Source organism: Streptomyces sp. NPDC005492 (genome assembly GCF_040605995.1).
GTDB lineage: Bacteria > Actinomycetota > Actinomycetes > Streptomycetales > Streptomycetaceae > Streptomyces.
Genome location: NZ_JBEXDX010000035.1, coordinates 1 through 20693 on the forward strand (window position 1 = coordinate 1; position 20693 = coordinate 20693).

The following is a 20693-nucleotide window of genomic DNA, read 5'->3' on the forward strand; positions in this document are numbered from 1 at the left end:
GTCCCGAGCGGAGGCACGCTCCACGGGCCGGTTCCCTTTGTACGGCGAGGAGTTACAAGAGACATGGGACTGACCGCGAAGATCCGTACCCGCGACGGATGGGCCGTGTCGCACGCGGTCGTCACGGTGACCGACATGACCGGGGCGCAGGTGCTGCGGGCCGAGGCCGACGCGGAGGGGACCGTACGGGACGTGAACCCGCTGGCGCCCGGGCCGTACACGGTGATCGTGACCGCCGTCGGGTACGCGCCCGCCGCCGCCACGGCGATCGTCACCGCGAGCGGCCGGGCCGAGGTCGGCACGGTCACGCTGGCCCGGCAGGGCGGCACCGAACTGCCGCCGCCCGGCCCCTGGACCGTAGACCCGGCGCACTCCACGGTCGGCGCCGTCGCCCAGCATCTGGGCATCTCCAGCGTGCGCGGCCGGTTCACCGACTTCGCCGCGACGGTCGAGATCGCGCCCGACGACATCGCCAAGTCCCGGGTGGAGGCGGTCATCCGGGCCGCGTCCATCGACACCGGCAACGGCATGCGCGACGAGCACCTGCGCTCGGCGGACTTCCTGGACGTGGCCCGCTGCCCGGAGATCACCTACTCCTCGACGGGCCTGACGGCAGCGGGCTCCGACCGCTGGACGGTCCACGGTGAACTGACCCTCCGGGGTGTCCTACGGCCCGTCGACCTCGACCTCGCCTACCTCGGCACCGGCGCCGATCCCTGGGGCGGTACGCGAGCGGCGTTCCGGGCGACCACGGAACTCCACCGCGAGGACTTCGCCATGAACTACAACCAGGTCGTCCAGGCGGGCATCGCCGCGATCGGCACGACCCTCAAGGTCGAGCTGGACATCCAGGCGGTCCAGGGCGAGACGCTGCCTCAGGGGTAAGCGGCCGCGGTGCGCCTAGGCTGGACGCATGGCACCGAACATCGCGACCAACACCACCGTTTCCCTGGACGAGTTGCTCGACTTCGTACGGCCCCGTCACCGCGCCCTGCTGCTGACCCGGCGGGGAGACGGCGGACCCCAGGCCTCGCCGCTGACCTGCGGGGTCGACGACTCCGGGCGGATCGTGGTCTCCACCTACCCCGAGCGCGCCAAGACCCGCAACGCCAAGCGGGATCCGCGGGTCAGCATCCTCGTCATGAGCGACGAGTGGAACGGCCCGTGGGTCCAGATCGACGGCACGGCGGAGGTCATCGACCCGCCGGAGTCGGTGGAACCGCTGGTCGAGTACTACCGCAACATCGCCGGCGAGCACCCGGACTGGGACGAGTACCGCGCGGCCATGCTGAAGCAGGGCAAGTCGATCATCCGGATCACGCCGGAGCGGTGGGGCCCGGTCGCCACCGGGGGCTTCCCCGCGCGGCTCGCCTCGGACGAGTAGACAACCACGGCCCACCACCACCCGACGGACGGAGTCCGGCGCAGCGCCTCGAAGCCTGCGAAGCAGTGCGAGAGACGCGGACAAGAGGGGTCCGCGCGGCCATGCTGAAGCAGGGCAAGTCGATCATCCGGATCACACCCGAGCGGTGGGGCCCGGTCGCCACTGGGGGCTTCCCGGCGCGGCTGGCCGACAACTGAGGCGTTCTCAGCCTCGTTTCACCATCGCCTCGATGCCCGCCACCAGCAGGTCCAGGGCGAAGATGAAGTCGCGGTCCATCATCTCCGCGACCGTGTCGCCGCCCCGGGCCGCCATGAGTGCCCTGGACTCCTCGATGACGTCGGCCGTCGCCGGGGACTCGTTCACCGTGGTCATGGCGTCTCGGAAGTAGTCGTCGGGGGTCATGCCCGTGTCGGCGACGCGGGCGAAGAAGTGGCCCTCGATCGTGCCGTAGCCGTACACGAACTGGAAGACGGCCGAGATCGCCCCCGTCAGGCCGTGGGCCGGCAGCCCGGTGCGGCGGATGACGCGCTGGACGACACGGGAGAACGCGAGCGAGTTCGGGCCGATGTTGAGGAACGTGCCGGCCAGCGGCGACAGCCACGGGTGCCGGACCAGCAGCGCCCGGTACTCCGTGGCCAGCATGCGCAGTTGCTCGCGCCAGTCCTCGCCCTCGGCCTCCGGGTCGGGCAGCCGCAGCTCGCCGAAGACGGCGTCCAGGGCGAGTTCGAGGAGGTCGTCCTTGGTGTCGACGTACCAGTAGACGGACATCGCGGTCACCTTGAGCTCGGTGGCCAGCCGCCGCATGGAGAACCTCGCGAGCCCCTCGGCGTCGAGCAGTCGTACGGTGGCGTCGGTGATGCGGGTGCGGTCGAGCCCGGAGGGCTGTCCTCCGCCACGACCGCCGCGCCGCGTCCTGGTCTCCAGCCACACGCTGGTACGCGCGTTGCCGGCTGCCTTCACCATGGGCGCACCTTCCTCAGCATTCCAACCCGGCCACCTTACGCAGGGTTGCCGACCACCATCTCCGAGTCTGCCCGCTCAGCCCGCCACAGCAACGCGGCCGCGAGCAAGCCCCCGGCCAAGACAGCGACGGCACCCACCAACTGGCTGACCTCCAGGCCCGCCGAGAAGGAGTCGGTCACCTCCTTCCGGTCAGCCGCGGAAGTCGCCGCCGCCAGGCCCGCGGGCAAGGACACCGCCGCGAACCGGGAACTCAGTACCGCGCCGAGTACGGCGACCCCCAGCCCGTTCCCGAACTCGCCCAACGTGCCGTTGACCCCCGCGCCGATCCCCGCCTTCTCCGGCGGAATCGCACTCATGATCGCGTGAGCCATCGCCGGATTGGCCAGCGCGGCCCCCGCCCCGATCAGCAACAGGCCCAGCAGCGTGCCCGCATAGCCGCCGGAGGCGATCACCGCGATCGAGGCCAGCCCCGCCGACATCAGCACCATGCCCAGGGCGATCGCCACCGGCGCCCCGAGCTTCGCCGTCCACTTGGCCGCCAGGCCCGAGAAGTTGAGCGCCACGATCGCCAGGGCGAGCGGTGCCGTCCGGACGCCGGCCTCCAACGGGCCGTAGCCGAGGACGAATTGGAGGTGCTGGGTGAGCAGGAAGAGGGAGCCGGCCATGCCGAAGGTGATCAGGACGACCCCGGTGACCGCGCCGGTGAACCTGCGGTCGCGGAAGAAGTCCAGGTCCAGCATGGGGTACGGGATACGGCTCTCCCAGTACGCGAAGGCGGCCAGTACGAGGACCGCCACCGCGCCGGTGAGCAGGACCCGCTCCGAGGTCCAGCCGTGGGCGGGGCCGGAGATGATCGCGTAGACCAGCGCGGCCATGCCGATGGTCGAGAGCAGGGCGCCGAGGAGGTCGGGGCGGTCGCCGCGCGGGTTTTTCGACTCCGGGACCAGGGCCACCGCCGCGACCAGGGCCAGCGCGGCGACCGGCAGGTTGATGAGGAAGATCGCGCCCCACCAGAAGTGGTTCAGCATGAAGCCGCCGAGGAGCGGGCCGGTGGCGAAGCCGAGCGCGTTGACGGCGGCCCAGATGCCGATCGCTCTCGGCTGTTCCTCGGGGGTGAAGATCTGCATCACGACGGCGAGCGTGGTGGTGATGAGCAGCGCCCCGCCCACCCCCATGCCGGCACGCGCGGCGATCAACTGCCCGGTGGACTGGGCGAGTCCGGCGACCAGCGACCCCACGCCGAACAGCACGAGGCCCGCGATCAGCATCTTCTTGCGGCCGTAGCGGTCGGCGGCGCTGCCCGCGGTGAGCAGCAGTCCGGACTGGACGAGCGAGTACGCGTTGATCATCCACTGGATGTCCGCGGTGCCCGCGCCCAGCTCGCGGGTGAGCGAGGGGATGGCGACGTTCAGGACGGTGTTGTCGAGCAGCACGGTGAGCTGCGCCAGGCAGATGACTCCGAGGACGATCCAGCGCTGGGAGTGGGCCTGGAGGGCTGGGGAGGTCGGCACGGTTGGCATGTTGTACACCGTAGAACAGTTCCTTTACGGTGTACAACGGAGATACGAAGAAGGGCGGTGACCGTGTGGTCACCGCCCCTCTCAGGTCAATCCGACCGTCAGCTGCTCGTCTTCTGCGTCAGGTCGTAGAAGGTGGCCGAACCGACCGTCACCTTCTTGTAGTTCTTCTCGACCCACGAGGTGATCTGCGAGGAGCTGCCGGTGCTGCTGCCGCCCATGCCGGTGCCGCCCGAGATGAAGTAGTGGATCTTTCCGTCCGCCACGTACTTCTGGAACTGGGCCAGCGTCGGCGACGGGTCGGTGCCGTTGAAGCCGCCGATCGCCATCACCGGGTCACCGGTGGCGAGTTGGTAGCTCGCGGCGTTCTGGGAGCCGATGGACGCGGCGACCCAGGTGTACTTGCTCGCGTCCGTCGACAGCAGCTTCTTGGCCGCGGAGGTCACGGTCGCGCCGTTGAGCAGGCCGCCCACACCGCCGCCCATGCCGCCGCCGTCGCCCATCTGGCCGCCGCCGAAGCCGCCGCCCTGGTTCTGGGTCGTGCCGCCGCCACCGGGCGCGGTGCCCGTGCCGCCGCCGGGCATGGTGCCGCCGCCCGGGAAGCCGCCGCCCTGGTTCTGGGTGGTGCCGCCGCCGGGCATCGTGCCGGTGCCACCGGTGCGGTTGCCGCCGCCGAAGCCGCCACGGCCACCGCCCGGACCGCCGCCGCCCATCATGCTCGCGCCGGCCGGACCGGCCGTCGGGATGGAGCCGGTGTGCGCCGAGTTGACCGTCGACATCGTGTACGCCGCCGGACCGGCCAGACCCGCCACGATGCTCAAGCCGACCGCCGCGAGGGCGAGTTGGCGGCCGATCTTCGCCACGAAGATCAGGCCGAGCGCACCGGCCAGCGAGCCGAGGAGCACGAGCCACTTCAGCCAGGGCAGGTAGTCGGGGGTGCGGTTGAGGAGGACGTAACCCCAGACGCCGGCGGCGACTACCGCTGCGGCGAGGGTGATCGACGCCCAGATCTCGCCGCGTCGTTCCCACAGGGAGCCGGCGCCGATGCCGATCACGGCCGCCAGGTAGGGGGCCAGCGCGATCGTGTAGTACTGGTGGAAGATGCCGGCCATATAGCTGAAGACGACCAGGGTCGTCACCAGCGAGCCGCCCCACACCAGCAGCGAACTACGCCTGACCGAGGTGCGGCCCAGCTTGCGCGTGGCCACCAGGCCCGCGACGAGGAGGATCAGCGCGGCAGGCAGCAGCCAGGAGATCTGGCTGCCGATCTCGTCATTGAACATCCGGTTCCAGCCGGTGGCACCCCACATGCCGGTGCCCGTGCCGCCGCCTCCGCCGCCGACGCTGCCGGTCTCGTCGCCGCTGAGGCGGCCGAACCCGTTGTAGCCGAAGGTCAGTTCAAGGAAGCTGTTGTTCTGCGAACCGCCGATGTACGGGCGTGAGGACGCCGGCCACAGCTCGACGATCGCCACCCACCAGCCACCGGCGGCGACCAACGCGGCCGTCGCCAGGCCCAGTTGGGCGAACCTCTTCTTCACGCTCACCGGCGCGCAGACCGCGTAGACGATGGCCAGCGGCGGCAGGATCAGGAAGGCCTGAAGGGTCTTCGCGAGGAACGCGAAACCGATCGCGGCACCGGCCCACACCAGCCACTTCGTACGGCCGTCCTCCAGGGCCCGGACGACGAGGTAGCAGGCGACCGCCATCAGCAACGCCAGTGCGGCGTCAGGGTTGTTGAAGCGGAACATCAGCGCGGCGACCGGGGTGAGCGCCAGCACGGCGCCCGCGATCAGACCGGACTGCGGGCTGTACCGGCGCCGTACCGCCGCGTAGACGACCGCGACCGTGCCGACGCCCATCAGGACCTCGGGGACCAGGATCGCCCACGAGTTGAGGCCGAAGATACGGACCGAGATCTCCATCGGCCACAGGAACGCCGAGGGCTTGTCGACGGTGATCGCGTTGCCCGCGTCCAGCGAGCCGAACAGGAACGCCTTCCAGCTCTTGCTGCCGGCCTGAACCGCCGCCGAGTAGAAGGAGTTGGAGTAGCCGGACGCGCTCAGGTTGTAGAGGTAGAGGAGCGCCGTCGCCAGCAGCATCCCCCAGAACGCGGGGCGCACCCAGCGCGGGTCCTCGGGCCGGCCGCGCCACAGACGGCGCCCGAGCGGCTGCTTGGGCTCACCGGCCTGGGGGGCCAGGATCTCCGAGGACGCGACCGGCTCGTGGACAGCCGTGTCTCTGTCTCCGGTGTCACCGGCCGGCGCCCCCCAGGACGAGGGGCCGCCTCCTCCCGGATAGGTCGTCTGATCGGTGTCGGTGCTCATCGGGGGTCCCTCGGGTCGGTGTCGTGGGGACGCACCGGCTGCAACTGCATCGTCGCGTCCCTCCAGGTGCCGTCCGCGGCTTCACCGGCGCGGAACTGGGTCGTGCTGTCGTACGTGGTGGTGTCGTACGTCCCCTGCTGGGGCTGGGGCTGCGGCTGCCGCTGGGGCAGCGGGTCGTACGAACCGTTGTGCTGTGCGTGCTGAGGCGTCGCCGTCGAATAGGTGGGCGACGCAGGGGTGTTGAGGGCTACGACCGTCAGCTCCTGCTCGCTGTCGCCGCGGTCCGGGAAGACCCAGGCGCGCAGCAGCAGGAAGCGCAGCACGGTCGCCGCGAGGTTGGCGACCACCAGGACCGCCAGCTCGGTGGAGTGCCCCGGGTTGCTGCTGGCCGCGTTGAGGGCGGCGAGCGAACCGGCGGTGAGCGCGAGGCCGATGCCGTAGACGACCAGGCCCTGTGCCTGGTGGCGGACGGCGCCGCCCCGGCCGCGGACCCCGAAGGTCAGCCGGCGGTTGGCGGCCGTGTTGGCGATCGCCGAGACCAGCAGCGCGAGCGCGTTGGCGATCTGCGAGCCGGAGAACTGCCGGAAGGCGCTGTAGAGCACCAGGTAGAAGAGGGTGGAGAGACCGCCGACCACGCAGAACCCGACGAGCTGGCGGGCCAGCCCCTTGGGCACGTCCTGGATGTCGCGGTCGCGGGGGTCGTCGCCGAAGGGTCGCGTGACACGGTCGAGCGGCAGCGAACCGGAGGCCAAGGCCTTGCCCACGCGCCACACTCCCTTCAGGTCCTCGGTCGCCGTCTTGACGATGTGGACGGTCGAGTTCGGGTCGTCGACCCAGTCGACCGGCACCTCGTGGATGCGCAGTCCGGCCCGCTCGGCCAGCACCAGCATCTCGGTGTCGAAGAACCAGCCGGTGTCCTCGACGAGCGGCAGCAGCGCCTGGGCCACATCACGCCGGATCGCCTTGAATCCGCACTGGGCGTCCGAGAAGCGGGCCTGGAGCGAGCCGCGCAGGATCAGGTTGTAGGTCCGGCTGATGAACTCGCGCTTGGCGCCACGCACGACACGCGACGAGCGGGCCAGCCGGGAACCGATCGCCAGGTCGGAGTGACCGGAGATCAGCGGCGCCACCAGGGGGAGCAGCGCGTTGAGGTCGGTGGAGAGGTCGACGTCCATGTAGGCGAGGATCGGGGCGTCCGAGGCGGACCAGACGGTGCGCAGTGCTCGACCGCGCCCCTTCTGCTCCAGCCGGAACGACTTCACCTCGGGGATCTCCGACTCCAGCCGCGCCGCCACCTGAGGAGTGGTGTCGACCGACGCGTTGTCCGCGATGGTGATGCGGAACGCGTACGGGAACGTGCGCTTGAGGTGCTCGTGCAGTCTGAGCACACATGGCTGGAGGTCCTTCTCCTCGTTGTAGACGGGGATCACTACGTCCAGGACAGGCGTACCGGCGTCTCCGGCCGGGAGGTGCTCCCGCGCCGGCAGGGTGCCGGGAGAAGAGTCGGTTCGCATGAACCAAATCTCCTCAAGCGCCCTGTTGCACCCATGTGGTGGCACTGTGGTGTGCCTGTGAGTGCGATTGCCAATTCGTTTCGGCCGCGGGCGTGGGCACAGCCGGTGCGAGCGCGGGCAGATGCACGGTGAACACCGTGCGTCCGGGAACACTGTCCACGGTGACGGCACCGCCGTGCGCGGTCGCGACCGCCTGCACGATGGCGAGGCCAAGACCGGTCGAACCCGTCGAGCGGGAACGCGCCGAGTCGCCGCGCGCGAACCGTTCGAAGACATGCGGCAGCAGATCGGGCGGGATGCCCTGGCCGTTGTCCTCGACGTCCACACACATCCACGGTCCGCGCCGCTGGACGCGGGCGGTGATCGTGGTGCCGGGTGGCGTGTGCTTGCGGGCGTTGCCCAGCAGGTTCACGAGGACCTGCTGGATACGGGCCGCGTCCGCCGACACGAGGGCCGGTTCGTCGGGCAGGTCGAGGCGCCAGTTGTGGTCCATGCCGGCCGCGCGCGAGTCGCTGATGGTGTCCACGACGAGCGGGATGAGGTCGGTCTGGTCGAACTGGAGCGGTCTGCCCGCGTCCAGCCGGGCGAGGAGGAGGAGATCCTCGACGAGCAGGGTCATCCGCCCGGCCTCGGACTCGATCCGTCCGAGCGCGTGCTTGGTGTCGGGCCCGGTCTGTTCGCGTCCGCGACGGGTCAGCTCGGCGTATCCACGGATGGAGGCGAGCGGCGTCCGCAGCTCATGGCTGGCGTCCGCGACGAACTGCCGTACCCGCATCTCGCTCTGCTGTCTGGCGTGCAGGGCGCCGTGCACATGGTCGAGCATCCGGTTGAGCGCGGCACCGACCTGGCCGACCTCGGTGTGCGGGTCGGTCTCGGACTCGGCTACGCGTTCGTTCAGGGTGACTTCGCCGGTGTGGAGGGGGAGTTCGGAGACGCGGGTGGCGGTGGCGGCTACGCGGCGCAGGGGGCGGGTGGCCACACCGACCAGGACGTACCCGGCGATACCGGCGGCGACCAGGCCGGCGGCGGTGACGCTGAGTTCGACGAGGATGAGGGTGGTGACGGTGTTGTCGGTGTCCCCGGTGGGGATGGCGACGTAGTAGTTGCCGTTCGGACCGGTGACGTACTTGACGAGGTAACTGCCCAGCCCGGGAAGGTCGGCGGAGTGCGTCTTGCCGTCCTGCGCGACCTCGTTGAGCGCCTCCTTCTGGGCGGCGGTGAGCGGCTTGCCGCTCATGCCGGAGACGCCGGTGTTGCTGTTGGTCGACTTCTGACCGACCTTGCCGTCGGTGATGGAACCCTTCTTGACGCTCGCGGCGACCGTGCCCTCCGGCTGCGGCCCCCGGCTGACGAAGTCGACGAGGTTGACCGCTTTGCCCTTCGGTTGCTGCTCCTTCTCACTGGGTGGGTTGGAGGAGCCTTGCGTCTGTCCCTCGGGCGGCTGTCCGAAGCCGCCCGAGGCACGGATCGAGACCTCGCTCAGCTTGTCACCGAGCTGATCGTACAAATGCGACCGCAGTGCCACCGTCGTCACCGTACCGATCACCGCACACACCACCGCGATCAGCGTCACCGACGCGACGACGAGCCGGGTCCGCAGGGTACGCGGCTTACCCGCTCGCCTCTTCTGCGCATGCGGCCGTCGTCGCCCGCTCATGAGGCCGCGGGCTTGATCAGGTAACCGGCGCCGCGCCGCGTGTGGATCATCGGCTCACGTCCGGCGTCGATCTTCCGTCGCAGGTACGAGATGTAGAGCTCGACCACATTGGCCTGCCCGCCGAAGTCGTACGACCACACGCGGTCGAGGATCTGCGCTTTGCTGAGTACACGCCGGGGATTACGCATGAGGAAGCGCAACAGCTCAAACTCGGTGGCGGTGAGGTGGATGCCCTCCCCGGCCCGCGACACCTCGTGGCTGTCCTCGTCGAGGGTGAGGTCACCGACGACCAGCACGGAGTCCGAACGACGGTCGGCGGCACCGGAGCGGCGGATCAGCCCGCGCAGCCGGGCCACGACCTCTTCGAGGCTGAACGGCTTGGTGACGTAGTCGTCGCCGCCGGCGGTGAGCCCGGCGATACGGTCCTCGACGGCGTCCTTGGCCGTCAGGAACAGCACCGGAACGTCCGGCAGCTCCCGGCGCATACGGCCGAGGACAGTCAGGCCGTCCATGTCCGGCAGCATCATGTCGAGGACGACGGCGTCGGGCCGGAACTCGCGCGCGGTCTGGATCGCGCCGGTTCCGTCACCCGCGCTACGGATCTGCCAGCCCTCATAACGGAGGGCCATGGACAGCAGCTCGGTGATCGACAGCTCGTCGTCCACCACAAGCACTCGGACGGGGCTCCCGTCCGGCCTCAGCAGTTCGGTGCGCCCCTGGGGCGAGGTCGTGGTCATAGTGGACACCATGTCGGGGTCCTCTAAGAGCACGCTTTCTAGAGTCTGTGATTTTCCTGAGAAACTCACAGCCGCCTCTCAGGCCACGCCTTGGAACCGCTTGCCCAGTACTCATCCGGCGGGGGTGGAACTGTGCGTTCCACCCAGCCGATGTCCTCGGCTCAGGCCCTCGCCTCAGAGCCCGAACAGCCGAGCCCCGTTGTCATGGCACACCGCCCGCAGCCAGTCGTCGCCGAGGTCCAGCCGCTCCAGGGCGTGCAGTTGGTGGACGTACGGATACGGGATGTTCGGGAAGTCGCTGCCGAGCAGCACGCGGTCGCCGAGCGCGGCCAGCCGGGGGAGCGCACGCGGCGGGTAGGGCGCGAAGCGTTCGCTGAAGTCCGTGAACGCCATCGTCGTGTCCAGCCGCACCTCCCCGTACCGCTCGGCGAGATCCAGGAAGTCCTCGTACTCCGGCATTCCCATGTGCGCGAAGACCAGCCTCAGTCGCGGGTGCCTGGCCAGCACCCGGCCGATGGGCTCGGGCCCGGTGTGCTTGCCGGGCGCGGGCCCCGAGCCGCAGTGGATCACGACCGGTGTACCGGCCTCGGCGAGCAACCCCCAGGCGGGGTCGAGGAGTTCGTCGGCCGGGTCGTACGCCCCCACCTGTACATGCGCCTTGAAGACCCGGGCGCCGGAGTCCAGCGCTTCCCTGACGTACTCCCCGACTCCCGACTCCGGAAAGAGAGTCGAGGTGTGCAGACAGTCGGGAGTGCGGGCGGCGAAGTCCACGGCCCAGTTGTTGAGCCACTGGGCCATGCCGGGCTTGTGCGGATAGAGCATGGCGGTGAAAGCGCGTACTCCGAACTCCCTGACCCGCGCGACCCGTTCGGCCTCCTCCTCCCGATACGTGATCGGCCATTCGAGCAGCCCACCGGTCGCCGCCCCGAGCGCGTCGAAGTACTGCCAGACCTTCCTGAGCACCTGCTCCGGCATGAAGTGCGTATGCACGTCGACCAGCCCTGGCAGCCCGAGCCGCTGCCAGAACGCACGCACTTCGGCGGCCTCGCCGTGTTCATCACGTTGATCACGCCCATCACGCTCATGACGCTCAACGTCCATACGGAACCCCACTCCTGACCATCACGGTTTCCCGGCCCTCATGCCCCGGCGTCAGAACAACCCCTCCTGCACCCCGGGCACCTCGCGCCTGAACTCCCGCACCGGCACGGTGAATTCACCACCCTCACCCCCGGCGGGAATCAACCCCCACCCCGTCATCAACCGTGTATCGAGCACCAGCACGCCCCGCGCGGTCGCGAGGTGGAGATCCGGTCCCGCGGCCGCGATCACCTCCCCGCTCACCTCACCGCCCGCGACCAGCCCGCTCACCTCACCCACGGCGGCCGGCAGTCCCGCGAGGCCGAACACGTCCACATGGTCGACGGGTTGATACGGCTCGCGGTGCAGCGACTCCGGCCATTCGCGCAACGCGAGGGCGCGGGCGTGCAGTTCGGCGATCTCGGCCGCGCGCTCCGCCGCCGAGTCCGGCAACGCGGACCGTACGGCGCGCTTCTCGGCGTAGGGAATCCGGTCCGGCACCCGGAGTGCGGCCCGCAGCAGCTCCTCCGAGCGGCGGCCGCCATCAGCGGGCCGAGGCCGAGCCAACTGAAGCAGACGGCACCCTGCTCGAGCAGCCGCGCGGAGCCGCGCTCTTCGGCGGTGATCCCGACCTTGAGCAGACCGGGCCCGAACCAGGCCAGATATACGTGATACGGCCGCGGGTCGTCGGCGATCGTGTCGGCGGCCACCGAGTGCGCCCGGTCCAGCCGCCCGCACTCCTCGCACCGCGCGCCCGTGCCCCGCTCCGGCACGGCCGCCCGCACCGGACAGGGATGCCCCCGCGCTCCGACACATGTCCGCCCGCCCCCTTCCGCGACCGCGAACGCCACCCGCTTCCCCCGGGGCAACGGACTCCCGCGCCCGCCGTCCCACTTCAGCTCAGGACCGTCCGCCGCCCACCGCAGTCCCGAGCACTTCCACGTCTGTGCCATCGCTCACGAGACTAGACGGCGCCACTGACAACGGCCTCAGCCCACGGTCTCCCCGACCTGGGCGGACTCGCGGGGCACCACGACCGCGTGCTCCTCGGCCACCCGCCCCCGCCCGGCCAGCCGGCACCCGACACACCCGGGATGCCCCGCGCGCGCCAGCGGATCCCGCACCCGCATCCCCCACTGCGCCCGGTCCCGCCGCCCGGGCGGTTTGCCCCACCCGGTGAGATGCAGCGCCCAGGTGACCAGGAGGCTCACCACGACGATGCCAAGACCGCCGCCGATCAGCGGGGCGGAGACCGTACACACCCCCACTCCGGCGACGGCCGACCCGACGGTCGCGATGCCGAATCCGGTCCACCCGGCGACCGTATGTCCCTCGTCATACTGGTGTGCGCTCATGTGCCAGCCTCCTCGGCCGATCCACCACAGACCAATCACTTACCGCCTAAGAAGTTTAGAGCATAAACCTCTCACAAGCTAAGGCAATACGATGCACGCCAAGCCTCGCCCCACCGCCACCCCGGCCCAGGCGCTGGACGCGATGGACTCCCTCATCGCCACCGCCCAGCTCGGCCAGCAGGAAATGGCCGAGCGGCTGGGGCTGAACGTCACCGATCTGCTCTGCTTCGCCTGCGTCCTGAAGGCGGGCGAGAACCTCCTCACGGCGGGCGACCTCGCCGAACACGCCCACGTCACGACGGGTGCGGCGACCGGCATCATCAACCGCCTGGAACGCGCCGGTTTCATCACCCGCGTCCCCGACCCGACCGACCGCCGCCGCGTCCGCGTGGCCGCGGTACCGGCCGCGGTGACCCGGGTCGTCGCCCTCTACGGCCCCTACTACGACCGCCTCAACGCCCAGTTCGCCGACTACTCCCCCGAGGAGATCGCCGTACTGGCCGACTGGTTCGCGCGGACGACGACGTTGGCGCAGGAGTACATCGAGGAACTCCGCGCGCGGGACCGGGGGTAAACCCGACGCCCGTTGGTACAGCCCGCTACACCAACGGTTCGGGAGAACGCTTCATCGTGCCCGGAGACGTACGACGGCATCGTTGACCTCAGCCGGTCAAGAGGACTGGCACAGGTCGAACGGCCGCCGTACGAAGGGGAATCCCATGAAGTCGCCGCTCTCGCCGAAGCAGGGAACGGCGACCGGGACGGCCACGCCCGGCCCGTTCGCGTCGTTCGTCAGGTTCGTGGTCTGCGGCGGCGGTGTCGGGGTCCTCTCCAGCGCCGCGGTACCGCTGCTGGCCGCGCTGATGCCCTGGGCCGCGGCGAACGCGCTGATCACGGTCGCCTCGACCATCCTCTGCACCGAGCTGCACGCCCTGTTCACCTTCGGCACCGGCCGCCGCCCCGGCCGGCGCGAGCACTGGCAGTCGGCGGGTTCGGCCACGGCGGCCTACGCGGCGACCTCAGCGGCGATCCTCGTCCTCCACACCGTCCAGCCCTCACCCGGCATGCTCACCGAACAGATCGCCTACCTCAGCGCCTCGGCCCTGGCCGGCATAGGCCGCTTCCTGGTCCTGCGCCTGTTCGTCTTCCCCGACCGCACCTCCCGGCCGACCACACCGTCGACCGCGGTCACGCTCCCGCTACGACCGACGACGGCAACGCCCGCGTTCAGCGCGGCGGCATAAGGGACCCACGCCTCAACAGCCCGACGCACCAACGGAAGTGGCCGTCACCGCCGTTCGAGGAGAACAGGTCGTACGTCGACAGCGCGTACGCGCGCTGGTAAAGGGCGAGCGTGTCCGGTGAGTGGTGGAGTTCCGCGGCGAACAGACGGGTGAGGGTGACGGTGTGCCGCTCCGCGTGCGGCCCGTACATGTCCCACACGGCGGCCGTCACGGCAGCGTCGAAGGCCGGGTCGCCGGCGGTGGTGAAGAACCCGAAGTCGAGTACGGCCGTAGGGGCACCGGCGTCGTCGACGTGGATGTTCGGCGGTACGAGGTCGCCGTGCAGGACGGTGACGGCCTGGTTGTCGGGGAGCGCCAGCAGCGACTCCGTCGTGCGACCCACGACGGCCGCGAGGTCGGGGACCCGGGCGGCCAGCAGATCCCCGTGCCGACGGACGGCACGCAGGACGAGGGCGGCGAGCGCGTCGGGGAAGCGGGCGTGCCCCTCCCAGAGGGGGCGGTCGTCACCCTGCACGGTGAGGCGCCGCATGGCTTCGGTGCCGGGTACGGCGGCCAGGCCGCGCAGCACTGTCAGCAGGCCGTCGGTCTCCGTCGCGGGCAGCTCCCGTTCCGGCGCCACGAACGCCGAGTCGGCCCGCAGAGGTACCCCTCGCAGCTCGCGTTCATAGGTCACCAGAACACCCTGGTGCTCCTCCACGGCGAGGATCTCCGGCGTGGCGAAGGGCAACGACGCCGACCGCCGGGCGATGTCCTCGTAGACCTGCCGCACGAGCCCCACCCCGGCCGGCCGCCGCCCACTCCACACCTTGGCGACCGTGCCGTCACCGAGCAGATACACGGCACCCTCGACCCCCGCGGCGAGCGGCCGGACAGCCTCGTGACCGCGGTCGACGAAGTACCGGGTCCAGTCGGCGGTGTGCTGTTGACGGTGGGCGGCCATGATCGAAGCAGAGCCGTTCGGCGGCGGGGACGGCAACGGGAAGCCTCTTCGGCGTACACCAGTTGAAGGACTGCCGAACTCACTCGTCGTTGACGGGCTTCGCCGGACGCGGTCATGGAAAACCGAGCCCATGGCGACTCGATCGATGTCGATCCGTATCGATCGGTGTTGAGGGTCTGTATCGGTGTTGAGGGGTGTCACCGCACCGGTCGGACCGGCCCGCCCCGACTAACCCGCCCTGCGGTAGGTCTCGTCCAGGTCGGTGAAGGATGTCTGCCCGTCGTCGAGCGACAGGGCGTCGTCCTCCCCGAAGTCCGGGGCCTGGAAGGGGTTCGTCGCCGGAGGGGGTGAGCCCGCGTTGGGGTGGCGGGACGCCCCCTCCGGGGCGGAGAACAACGAGGTCAGATCGATGAGAGGTCTCCCGTTCGATACAGGCCGCTGGGACCTGGTGTGCCGTGACCGGGCACTGCGGTCCTACAGCTTGCTCATCTTGGCGTACGGACTCAGGATGCGCTCCTGGACCGACCCGAAGTCGACGAGCACCGCGATTCCGTCCTCGATGCCGATGACCCGGCCGAGGCCGTACATGTCGTGTGTGACCTGGTCGCCCACCGCGAAGTGCTTCGGGGACGGCGCGGCCGGGGCTTTGAAGGGGCTGGTGGGCAAATAGCGCTTCGGTGCAGCTGGCTTTGTCATTGCTTCCAGTATGGGCCTTGACGGGCCTCCCGCTGAGGCCGTCCACATCGCTTGTTCATCACAACCTAGTCGCGGACCGTGCCGAGGGGGCCTGTCCTGCGGAAACGCGAGCGGCTCCGGATCACTCCGGGTCTCACATCACCGCGCATTCGGCAGGACCGGAACCCGCGACCTTCCGATCCGCAGGTCCGGACGGCGCGTGACGCGGGCTCCGCCCGCTTCCGAAGGCATCGCCAACCGTGGTGAACACCTCGTCAGCCGGTTCCCGCGGCCAGGACCGTCTCCTGGGCGACGCGCGCGAAGTTCTCGGCGGCGCGGGGCGCGTCCCGGCGGCGCACGGCGGCGACCTCGCAGTCGTCCATGCCTTCGATGGGCACGAACCGCACGCCGGGGCGGGCGTAGAGACGCGCGATCGACGCGGGAACGACGGAGACCCCGCGACCGATGGCCACGGACTGCAGCTCGGCCTCGAAAGTGGCAGCCTCATGGGCGACGTGGGCCGGCGTTTCGCGGTGGGACGCGAGGATCCAGTAGTCGCGCCAGACGTTGTCGCCGGGTGCCGCGACGATGGGCTCCGTCAGCAACTGCGCCACGGTCACCTTCGGCAGGGCCGCGAACGGGTGCCGCTCGGACACGCACGCCACGCACCGCTCGCTGAGCAGAGTGGTGGTGACCGCGTCCGCCACGCCCTCCAGTGGCGGCCGGACCAGGGCCACGTCCGTCTCCCCGCTGTCCAGCCCACCGCCCGGCGAGGCGAAGTCGTACTCGGTCAGCTCGACGGTGACCTCGGGATACCGCTCGTCGAACGCCCGCAGGATCGCCGGTACCTGCTCGACGGCCGCACCGATGAGGTAGCCGACCCGCAGCCGGCCGAGTTCACCGCCGGCGATGCGCGAGGACCGTTCCATCGCGAGGTCGAACCTCTCCAGGACGGCCTTCGCCTCGGCGAGGAACTGCTCGCCGTCGGGCGTGAGGGCCGTCGCACGGGTGGTGCGGGCGAAGAGGCGGAAACCGAGGTGGCCTTCGAGCTGGCGGATGGTGTGGCTCAACGACGGCTGGGCGATGTGAAGTTGCTCGGAGGCGCGGGTGAAGTTCATGGTCTGCGCGACGGCCACAAAGGCCCGCAGGTGCCGAAACTCCACATTAATAGACGCCATCTATAAAGTGTACGGTATTCGGTCTTTCACAACCGCCGGGGCCGCTTCCTACGCTGCCGCATGAGGCAGCTCGTCATGACGCAGCTCACATCCCCGAGGCGGAGACAACGTGACCGACATGCTCACTTACCAGACCGAGACCCACGCCCGGGGCCGGGAGGCCCTGCTCCACGAGCCGGCGGGCGGCGACCCGGACAAGCTGACCCTCGTCAGGGCGCTCGGCTCCCTCGTGTGGGACGAGAACGGCAAGGAATACATCGACTGTACGGCGCAGGCCTGGTCGAACAACCTCGGCGCGAACGACTCGCGGGTCATCGAGGCGGCGATCGAGCAGACCCGGCAGATCACGCATGCGCGCCCCACCTTCCACACCCCGGCGCTGCTGGAGCTGGCGGAGCTCCTGGTGTCGATCGCACCGGAGGGCCTGGACCGCGTCGGCTTCACCCTGCACGGCTCCATGGCCGTCGAGATGGCACTGAAGCTCGCCCTGCGCAACCGCCCCGACGCCCGGCACGTCGCCGTCCTGCACGACGCGTACCACGGCCGTTCCCTCACCACGATGGCGGCGAGCTGGCCGCACCCCGGCAACGTCTTCGGGATCCTCCAGCCCCAGTTCCTGCGCCTCCCGCGCCCGGACCTCTACCGTCCGCGCCAGGGCCTGAGCACCGGGCAGGACACCGAACTCTCGCTCCGGCTGATCCGCGACATCCTCACCAAGGGCACCGAGGGGCCCGTCGCCGCCCTGATCTACGAGCCCATCCAGGGCAACGGCGGGCACAACGAGTTCTCCGCGCGCTGGCACCAGGGCATCCGCGAGATCTGCGACGAGTACGGAATCATGCTCATCATCGACGAGGTGCAGACGGGGCTGGGCCGCACCGGTCGGATGTGGGCGAGCGACTACTACGGCATCGAGCCCGACGTGCTGGTCTTCGGCAAGGGCGTCGGCGGTGGCTTCCCGCTCGCCGGGGTGCTGGCGAAGAAGCGCTTCGCCAAGTTCCTCGCGGGCGACGACCAGCTCACCTTCGGTCAGTTCCCGATCTCGATCGCCGCCGGGCTCGCCGCCGTGAAGGCGATCATCGCCGACGACCTGTGTTCCCGGGCGGCCGAACACGGCAGGTACGCGACCGAGCGCCTCCTGGAGATGCAGAAGCGTCACCCGCTCATCGGTGAGGTGCGGTCCCCGGGCCTCATGGTGTCGATCGAGCTCGTCCGTGACCGGGTCACCAAGGAGCCGGCGAGGACCGAAGCGCACGCGGTGTTCGAACTGGCGCAGGAACGCGGCGTCATCCTCGGCGAGAGCCGGTACGGCTGCCTGGGCAACCTGATCAAGATCAAGCCTCCGCTCGACATCAGCCGCGAGCATCTGAGCACCGCCCTCGATGTCCTCGACGAGGTCCTGACCCTCGTCGAGAACGGAACGGAAGCACCCTGATGGCCACCGACGAAAGACCACCCGAGGCGACACGGTCAGACTCCGACGACCTCGCGGCACTCGGCTACGGCCAGCAGCTCAACCGGTCGATGAGCTCCTTCACCGCCTTCGCGCTGGCGTTCTCGATGGTCTCCATCAACACCGGGATCGTCACCCTGTTCACCGACCCGTTCAACCGCATCGGCGGCGCCGCCGTCCTGCTGTGGCTGCTGGTCACCCCGATGGTGCTCACCCTCGTCGCGGTCTACGCACACCTGTCCGGTCGCATGCCGATCACCGGCTACGCCTACCAGTGGTCGAGCCGGCTGGTGGGGCCGAACTTCGGCTGGTTCACCGGCTGGATCGCCCTGATCTCGTTCCTCGCCGGCACCGCGGGAACCGCGGCGGCCCTCGGCACGGTGTTCGCTCCGGAGATCTGGGACAACCCGACGACCCATCAGATACAGGCGTTGTCCATCGGCTGCACGCTGGTGGTCGCGGTGCTCAACATCGTCGGGGTGAAGATCGCCACCCGCGTCAACAACATCGGCGCATCCGTCGAGTTGATCGGCACGGTCGTCCTGGTCGTGGTGCTGGCGGCCGGCGTACTGGTCTTCTTCGACCACACCCAGGGCCTGAAGATCCTCACGGACACCCACCCGCTGGACGGACACCCGATCACGCTGAGCAGCATCGCGCTGGGGGCCCTGCTGCCCGTCTACGTCCTGCTCGGCTGGGAGGGCGCGGCGGACCTCGCGGAGGAGACCGTCAATCCGCGCAAGGCGGCACCCCGGGCCATGTTCCGCTCCGTGGTGGTCTCCGGCGTTATCGGCTTCGTGGTGTTCGCCCTCCTGGCCCTTGCCATGCCCACCGGTCCGGCGACCTTCCTGACCGGCTCCGAGAACCCGGTCCTGAAACTGATCTCCGAACAGGTCGGACCGTTCGCCAGAGCCCTGATGATCGTGGTCGCTTTCGCGTCGATCTTCGCCTGCCTCATCGCCAACATGGCGGTGGCCACCCGGATGACGTTCGCGCTGTCACGCGACAACATGCTGCCCGCGTCCAAGGGCCTCCAACGAGTGGGCAGGCGCACCAAAGCCCCCGTACCCGCCATCATCCTCGTGACGGTCCTGGCGATCGGACTCAACCTGCTCAACTCCGGCCTGGTCGGCAAGATCTACGCGATGATCGGGCTCACCTACTACCTGACCTACGCCCTCACCATGATCGCGACAGCCATCGCGGAGAAACGGAAGACCATCCCGCGCGCCACCGACGGCGTCTTCGACCTCGGCCGCTGGCTGAACCCGGTCGTCGCAATCGCACTGCTCTGGTGCCTGGCGGTCATCGCGGCCCTGACCATCCCCGAGGAGAACAACCAGAACGCGGTGACTGTCACGATCGTGCTCGCCATCGGCTTCCTCTGGTGGGTCCTCGTCCTCAGACACCGCCTCAAGGCAGGCACCGCAGGACCGCCCAGAACACGAAACGACTGACCGGGCACCCGACTCATGACTCATTGACCGACGTCCCAGAAACACCTAAGGCCCCGGATCGCTCCGGGGCCTTAAGCCTGCTGTGCACTCGGCAGGATTCGAACCTGCAACCTTCTGATCCGTAGTCAGATGCTCTATCCGTTAAGCTACGAGTGCTTGTTTTCTCTTGTTTTCCTTCGCCGCTCCCGGCCCTTCCGGCCCGCTCGCGGCGACAGGAAGAACATTACATGACTGCCGCCGCCATGTGAAATCCGTTAGCCATACCCCTTGTGAGCTGCGGAAACGGCCTGAAAACGACCTTCGGAGCAGCCTGCGGAACGACCGAAGCCCCGGTCGTGTGACCAGGGCTTCGACGAGGTGCGGAGGCGGAGGGATTTGAACCCTCGATGGGATTTGCGTCCCAAACCGCATTAGCAGTGCGGCGCCATAGACCGGACTAGGCGACGCCTCCAGCACAACCACCCGCGCGAGCGCGGAAGGTGCGTGCAGATGATGACACAGATGAGCGCGCTGTCACCAATCGCCTCCCACGGTACTAGGCAGTCGGCCCGCAGGGCAAAGCCGTTCCCGCCGGCCGGCGGGTCCGCAACATCGGGGGGCGGCGGGCGTTAGTCAGGTCATGTCGCAGGTCAACCGTTTCCTCGTGATCGCCGCCGCCTCCGCCGCCACCGTCGGCTCGCTGGCCGCCGTACCCGCCACCGCGTCCCCGGCGGCTCACCGCACCCTCGCGCCACCGCCCGTCCATGACGAGAACCAGTCCGGCGGCGACCACCTCACCGTCACCGTCCAGCACGCGGGCGGCTCGGCCGACGGGACGTACGACCTCTACTGCCATCCCGACGGCGGCACCCACCCGGACGTCAGCGGCGCGTGCGAGGCCCTCACCCGCAACACCCGGTGGGGAAAGGACCCCTTCGCACCGGTGCCCCCGGACAGCATGTGCACGATGATCTACGGCGGCCCCGCCACCGCCCATGTCACCGGCACCTGGGCCGGACGCCCCGTCGACACTACGTACGACCGCGGCAACGGCTGCGAGATCTCCCGCTGGAACGCAATGGTCCCGCTGCTCCCCGACCTCCACCAGTAGGGGGCCGACGACGGTCGGTCACACGTTCTACGTCACTTCACCGTGCGACCTCCCTCTCATCTCACTCCGCGAGCACAACGACTGCCCTTAGACTCCCTCGCGTGACACGTCGCGGGCAGGTTGGC

Annotated in this window: 20 protein-coding genes, 2 tRNA genes and 2 pseudogenes; 9 read left to right on the forward strand and 15 right to left on the reverse strand. The window is 69.5% G+C overall.

The features are described from left to right. The first annotated feature begins 63 nt into the window (after nucleotides 1–63). The 3 genes and pseudogenes from ABZT04_RS33750 to ABZT04_RS33760 form a co-directional block, all read left to right on the forward strand. Nucleotides 64–885, forward strand: a complete 822-nt coding sequence (locus ABZT04_RS33750; protein WP_356061009.1) for a YceI family protein — start codon at nucleotides 64–66, stop codon at nucleotides 883–885. Between the two features lie 28 nt (nucleotides 886–913). Then, nucleotides 914–1384 carry a PPOX class F420-dependent oxidoreductase gene (locus ABZT04_RS33755; RefSeq protein ID WP_356061011.1) on the forward strand — a complete coding sequence of 157 codons (471 nt, stop codon included), beginning with the start codon at nucleotides 914–916 and terminating at the stop codon, nucleotides 1382–1384. A 92-nt stretch (nucleotides 1385–1476) separates the two neighbouring features. Beyond that, nucleotides 1477–1581, forward strand: a pseudogene (locus ABZT04_RS33760) (PPOX class F420-dependent oxidoreductase); the annotation flags it as partial. Between the two features lie 7 nt (nucleotides 1582–1588). Here the strand turns inward: ABZT04_RS33760 and ABZT04_RS33765 are convergent. From ABZT04_RS33765 to ABZT04_RS33795, 7 genes are all read right to left on the reverse strand, one after another. Further along, a complete protein-coding gene (locus ABZT04_RS33765) occupies nucleotides 1589–2347 on the reverse strand; it encodes a TetR/AcrR family transcriptional regulator (RefSeq protein WP_356061013.1) in 759 nt (252 codons plus the stop codon). A 35-nt stretch (nucleotides 2348–2382) separates the two neighbouring features. Then, nucleotides 2383–3867 carry an MFS transporter gene (locus ABZT04_RS33770; protein WP_356061015.1) on the reverse strand — a complete coding sequence of 495 codons (1485 nt, stop codon included), beginning with the start codon at nucleotides 3865–3867 and terminating at the stop codon, nucleotides 2383–2385. Nucleotides 3868–3965: 98 nt separating this feature from the next. Beyond that, nucleotides 3966–6188 (reverse strand): glycosyltransferase family 39 protein, encoded by a 2223-nt coding sequence (locus ABZT04_RS33775; RefSeq protein ID WP_356061017.1) that lies wholly within the window; start codon nucleotides 6186–6188, stop codon nucleotides 3966–3968. Further along, a complete protein-coding gene (locus tag ABZT04_RS33780) occupies nucleotides 6185–7702 on the reverse strand; it encodes a bifunctional glycosyltransferase family 2/GtrA family protein (protein WP_356061019.1) in 1518 nt (505 codons plus the stop codon). The genes ABZT04_RS33775 and ABZT04_RS33780 overlap by 4 nt, the downstream gene beginning before the upstream one ends. Nucleotides 7703–7715: 13 nt before the next feature. Next, nucleotides 7716–9359, reverse strand: coding sequence for a HAMP domain-containing sensor histidine kinase (locus tag ABZT04_RS33785; RefSeq protein ID WP_356061021.1), 1644 nt, complete (start codon nucleotides 9357–9359; stop codon nucleotides 7716–7718). After that, complete coding sequence (locus ABZT04_RS33790; protein WP_019054929.1) at nucleotides 9356–10096, reverse strand: response regulator transcription factor; 741 nt, start codon at nucleotides 10094–10096, stop codon at nucleotides 9356–9358. Before ABZT04_RS33790 ends, ABZT04_RS33785 begins: the two co-directional genes overlap by 4 nt. A 174-nt stretch (nucleotides 10097–10270) precedes the next feature. Beyond that, nucleotides 10271–11131 (reverse strand): amidohydrolase family protein, encoded by an 861-nt coding sequence (locus tag ABZT04_RS33795; RefSeq protein WP_356061146.1) that lies wholly within the window; start codon nucleotides 11129–11131, stop codon nucleotides 10271–10273. Between ABZT04_RS33795 and ABZT04_RS33800 the strand changes: the two genes are divergently transcribed. Then, nucleotides 11081–11215: a hypothetical protein gene (locus ABZT04_RS33800; protein ID WP_356061156.1), complete on the forward strand. Its 135-nt coding sequence runs from the start codon at nucleotides 11081–11083 to the stop codon at nucleotides 11213–11215. The genes ABZT04_RS33795 and ABZT04_RS33800 overlap by 51 nt on opposite strands. A gap of 33 nt (nucleotides 11216–11248) precedes the next feature. On the opposite strand, the pseudogene ABZT04_RS33805 reads toward ABZT04_RS33800, so the two are convergent. Further along, nucleotides 11249–12129: pseudogene (locus tag ABZT04_RS33805) on the reverse strand (DUF2797 domain-containing protein). 36 nt (nucleotides 12130–12165) lie between these two features. After that, nucleotides 12166–12531, reverse strand: coding sequence for an HGxxPAAW family protein (locus ABZT04_RS33810; protein WP_356061023.1), 366 nt, complete (start codon nucleotides 12529–12531; stop codon nucleotides 12166–12168). 91 nt (nucleotides 12532–12622) lie between these two features. Between ABZT04_RS33810 and ABZT04_RS33815 the strand changes: the two genes are divergently transcribed. Together ABZT04_RS33815 and ABZT04_RS33820 are read left to right on the forward strand one after the other, a co-directional pair. Beyond that, nucleotides 12623–13105, forward strand: coding sequence for a MarR family transcriptional regulator (locus tag ABZT04_RS33815; RefSeq protein WP_356061025.1), 483 nt, complete (start codon nucleotides 12623–12625; stop codon nucleotides 13103–13105). A gap of 145 nt (nucleotides 13106–13250) precedes the next feature. Continuing rightward, the gene (locus ABZT04_RS33820) at nucleotides 13251–13775 is read left to right on the forward strand and encodes a GtrA family protein (protein ID WP_356061027.1); all 525 of its coding nucleotides are present in this window, start codon (nucleotides 13251–13253) and stop codon (nucleotides 13773–13775) included. On the opposite strand, the gene ABZT04_RS33825 is transcribed toward ABZT04_RS33820, so the two are convergent. From ABZT04_RS33825 to ABZT04_RS33840, 4 genes are all read right to left on the reverse strand, one after another. After that, nucleotides 13759–14715, reverse strand: coding sequence for an aminoglycoside phosphotransferase family protein (locus ABZT04_RS33825; RefSeq protein ID WP_356061029.1), 957 nt, complete (start codon nucleotides 14713–14715; stop codon nucleotides 13759–13761). The two genes, ABZT04_RS33820 and ABZT04_RS33825, sit on opposite strands and share 17 nt — an antisense overlap. A 228-nt stretch (nucleotides 14716–14943) precedes the next feature. After that, nucleotides 14944–15111: a hypothetical protein gene (locus ABZT04_RS33830; RefSeq protein ID WP_356061031.1), complete on the reverse strand. Its 168-nt coding sequence runs from the start codon at nucleotides 15109–15111 to the stop codon at nucleotides 14944–14946. 78 nt (nucleotides 15112–15189) lie between these two features. After that, entirely contained in the window at nucleotides 15190–15411 is a 222-nt protein-coding gene (locus ABZT04_RS33835) for a hypothetical protein (protein ID WP_355910528.1), read from the reverse strand. Between the two features lie 254 nt (nucleotides 15412–15665). Next, on the reverse strand, nucleotides 15666–16568 hold the full coding sequence (locus tag ABZT04_RS33840; RefSeq protein ID WP_356061033.1) for a LysR family transcriptional regulator: 903 nt from the start codon (nucleotides 16566–16568) through the stop codon (nucleotides 15666–15668). 118 nt (nucleotides 16569–16686) lie between these two features. Between ABZT04_RS33840 and ABZT04_RS33845 the strand changes: the two genes are divergently transcribed. Together ABZT04_RS33845 and ABZT04_RS33850 are read left to right on the forward strand one after the other, a co-directional pair. Then, the gene (locus tag ABZT04_RS33845) at nucleotides 16687–18003 is read left to right on the forward strand and encodes an aspartate aminotransferase family protein (RefSeq protein ID WP_356061148.1); all 1317 of its coding nucleotides are present in this window, start codon (nucleotides 16687–16689) and stop codon (nucleotides 18001–18003) included. Next, a complete protein-coding gene (locus tag ABZT04_RS33850) occupies nucleotides 18003–19478 on the forward strand; it encodes an amino acid permease (protein ID WP_356061035.1) in 1476 nt (491 codons plus the stop codon). The genes ABZT04_RS33845 and ABZT04_RS33850 overlap by 1 nt, the downstream gene beginning before the upstream one ends. Nucleotides 19479–19561: 83 nt before the next feature. Here the strand turns inward: ABZT04_RS33850 and ABZT04_RS33855 are convergent. Together ABZT04_RS33855 and ABZT04_RS33860 are read right to left on the reverse strand one after the other, a co-directional pair. After that, nucleotides 19562–19634, reverse strand: a tRNA-Arg gene (locus ABZT04_RS33855). 204 nt (nucleotides 19635–19838) lie between these two features. Then, a tRNA-Ser gene (locus ABZT04_RS33860) sits at nucleotides 19839–19929 on the reverse strand. A gap of 168 nt (nucleotides 19930–20097) precedes the next feature. On the opposite strand from ABZT04_RS33860, the gene ABZT04_RS33865 reads away from it, so the two are divergent. Further along, the gene (locus tag ABZT04_RS33865) at nucleotides 20098–20568 is read left to right on the forward strand and encodes an SSI family serine proteinase inhibitor (RefSeq protein ID WP_356061037.1); all 471 of its coding nucleotides are present in this window, start codon (nucleotides 20098–20100) and stop codon (nucleotides 20566–20568) included. Nucleotides 20569–20693: the final 125 nt, after the last annotated feature.

What these genes read in the sequence shown, in the direction of transcription:
- ABZT04_RS33820 (WP_356061027.1), top strand. Translation starts at nt 13,251, where the DNA reads ATGAAGTCGCCGCTCTCGCCGAAGCAGGGAACGGCGACCGGGACGGCC.
- ABZT04_RS33850 (WP_356061035.1), top strand. Translation starts at nt 18,003, where the DNA reads ATGGCCACCGACGAAAGACCACCCGAGGCGACACGGTCAGACTCCGAC.
- ABZT04_RS33865 (WP_356061037.1), top strand. Translation starts at nt 20,098, where the DNA reads ATGTCGCAGGTCAACCGTTTCCTCGTGATCGCCGCCGCCTCCGCCGCC.
- ABZT04_RS33785 (WP_356061021.1), bottom strand. Translation starts at nt 9,359, where the DNA reads ATGAGCGGGCGACGACGGCCGCATGCGCAGAAGAGGCGAGCGGGTAAG.
- ABZT04_RS33775 (WP_356061017.1), bottom strand. Translation starts at nt 6,188, where the DNA reads ATGAGCACCGACACCGATCAGACGACCTATCCGGGAGGAGGCGGCCCC.
- ABZT04_RS33810 (WP_356061023.1), bottom strand. Translation starts at nt 12,531, where the DNA reads ATGAGCGCACACCAGTATGACGAGGGACATACGGTCGCCGGGTGGACC.
- ABZT04_RS33765 (WP_356061013.1), bottom strand. Translation starts at nt 2,347, where the DNA reads ATGGTGAAGGCAGCCGGCAACGCGCGTACCAGCGTGTGGCTGGAGACC.
- ABZT04_RS33770 (WP_356061015.1), bottom strand. Translation starts at nt 3,867, where the DNA reads ATGCCAACCGTGCCGACCTCCCCAGCCCTCCAGGCCCACTCCCAGCGC.
- ABZT04_RS33800 (WP_356061156.1), top strand. Translation starts at nt 11,081, where the DNA reads ATGCACGTCGACCAGCCCTGGCAGCCCGAGCCGCTGCCAGAACGCACG.
- ABZT04_RS33790 (WP_019054929.1), bottom strand. Translation starts at nt 10,096, where the DNA reads ATGACCACGACCTCGCCCCAGGGGCGCACCGAACTGCTGAGGCCGGAC.
- ABZT04_RS33780 (WP_356061019.1), bottom strand. Translation starts at nt 7,702, where the DNA reads ATGCGAACCGACTCTTCTCCCGGCACCCTGCCGGCGCGGGAGCACCTC.
- ABZT04_RS33845 (WP_356061148.1), top strand. Translation starts at nt 16,687, where the DNA reads ATGCTCACTTACCAGACCGAGACCCACGCCCGGGGCCGGGAGGCCCTG.
- ABZT04_RS33750 (WP_356061009.1), top strand. Translation starts at nt 64, where the DNA reads ATGGGACTGACCGCGAAGATCCGTACCCGCGACGGATGGGCCGTGTCG.
- ABZT04_RS33825 (WP_356061029.1), bottom strand. Translation starts at nt 14,715, where the DNA reads ATGGCCGCCCACCGTCAACAGCACACCGCCGACTGGACCCGGTACTTC.
- ABZT04_RS33840 (WP_356061033.1), bottom strand. Translation starts at nt 16,568, where the DNA reads ATGGCGTCTATTAATGTGGAGTTTCGGCACCTGCGGGCCTTTGTGGCC.
- ABZT04_RS33835 (WP_355910528.1), bottom strand. Translation starts at nt 15,411, where the DNA reads ATGACAAAGCCAGCTGCACCGAAGCGCTATTTGCCCACCAGCCCCTTC.
- ABZT04_RS33755 (WP_356061011.1), top strand. Translation starts at nt 914, where the DNA reads ATGGCACCGAACATCGCGACCAACACCACCGTTTCCCTGGACGAGTTG.
- ABZT04_RS33815 (WP_356061025.1), top strand. Translation starts at nt 12,623, where the DNA reads ATGCACGCCAAGCCTCGCCCCACCGCCACCCCGGCCCAGGCGCTGGAC.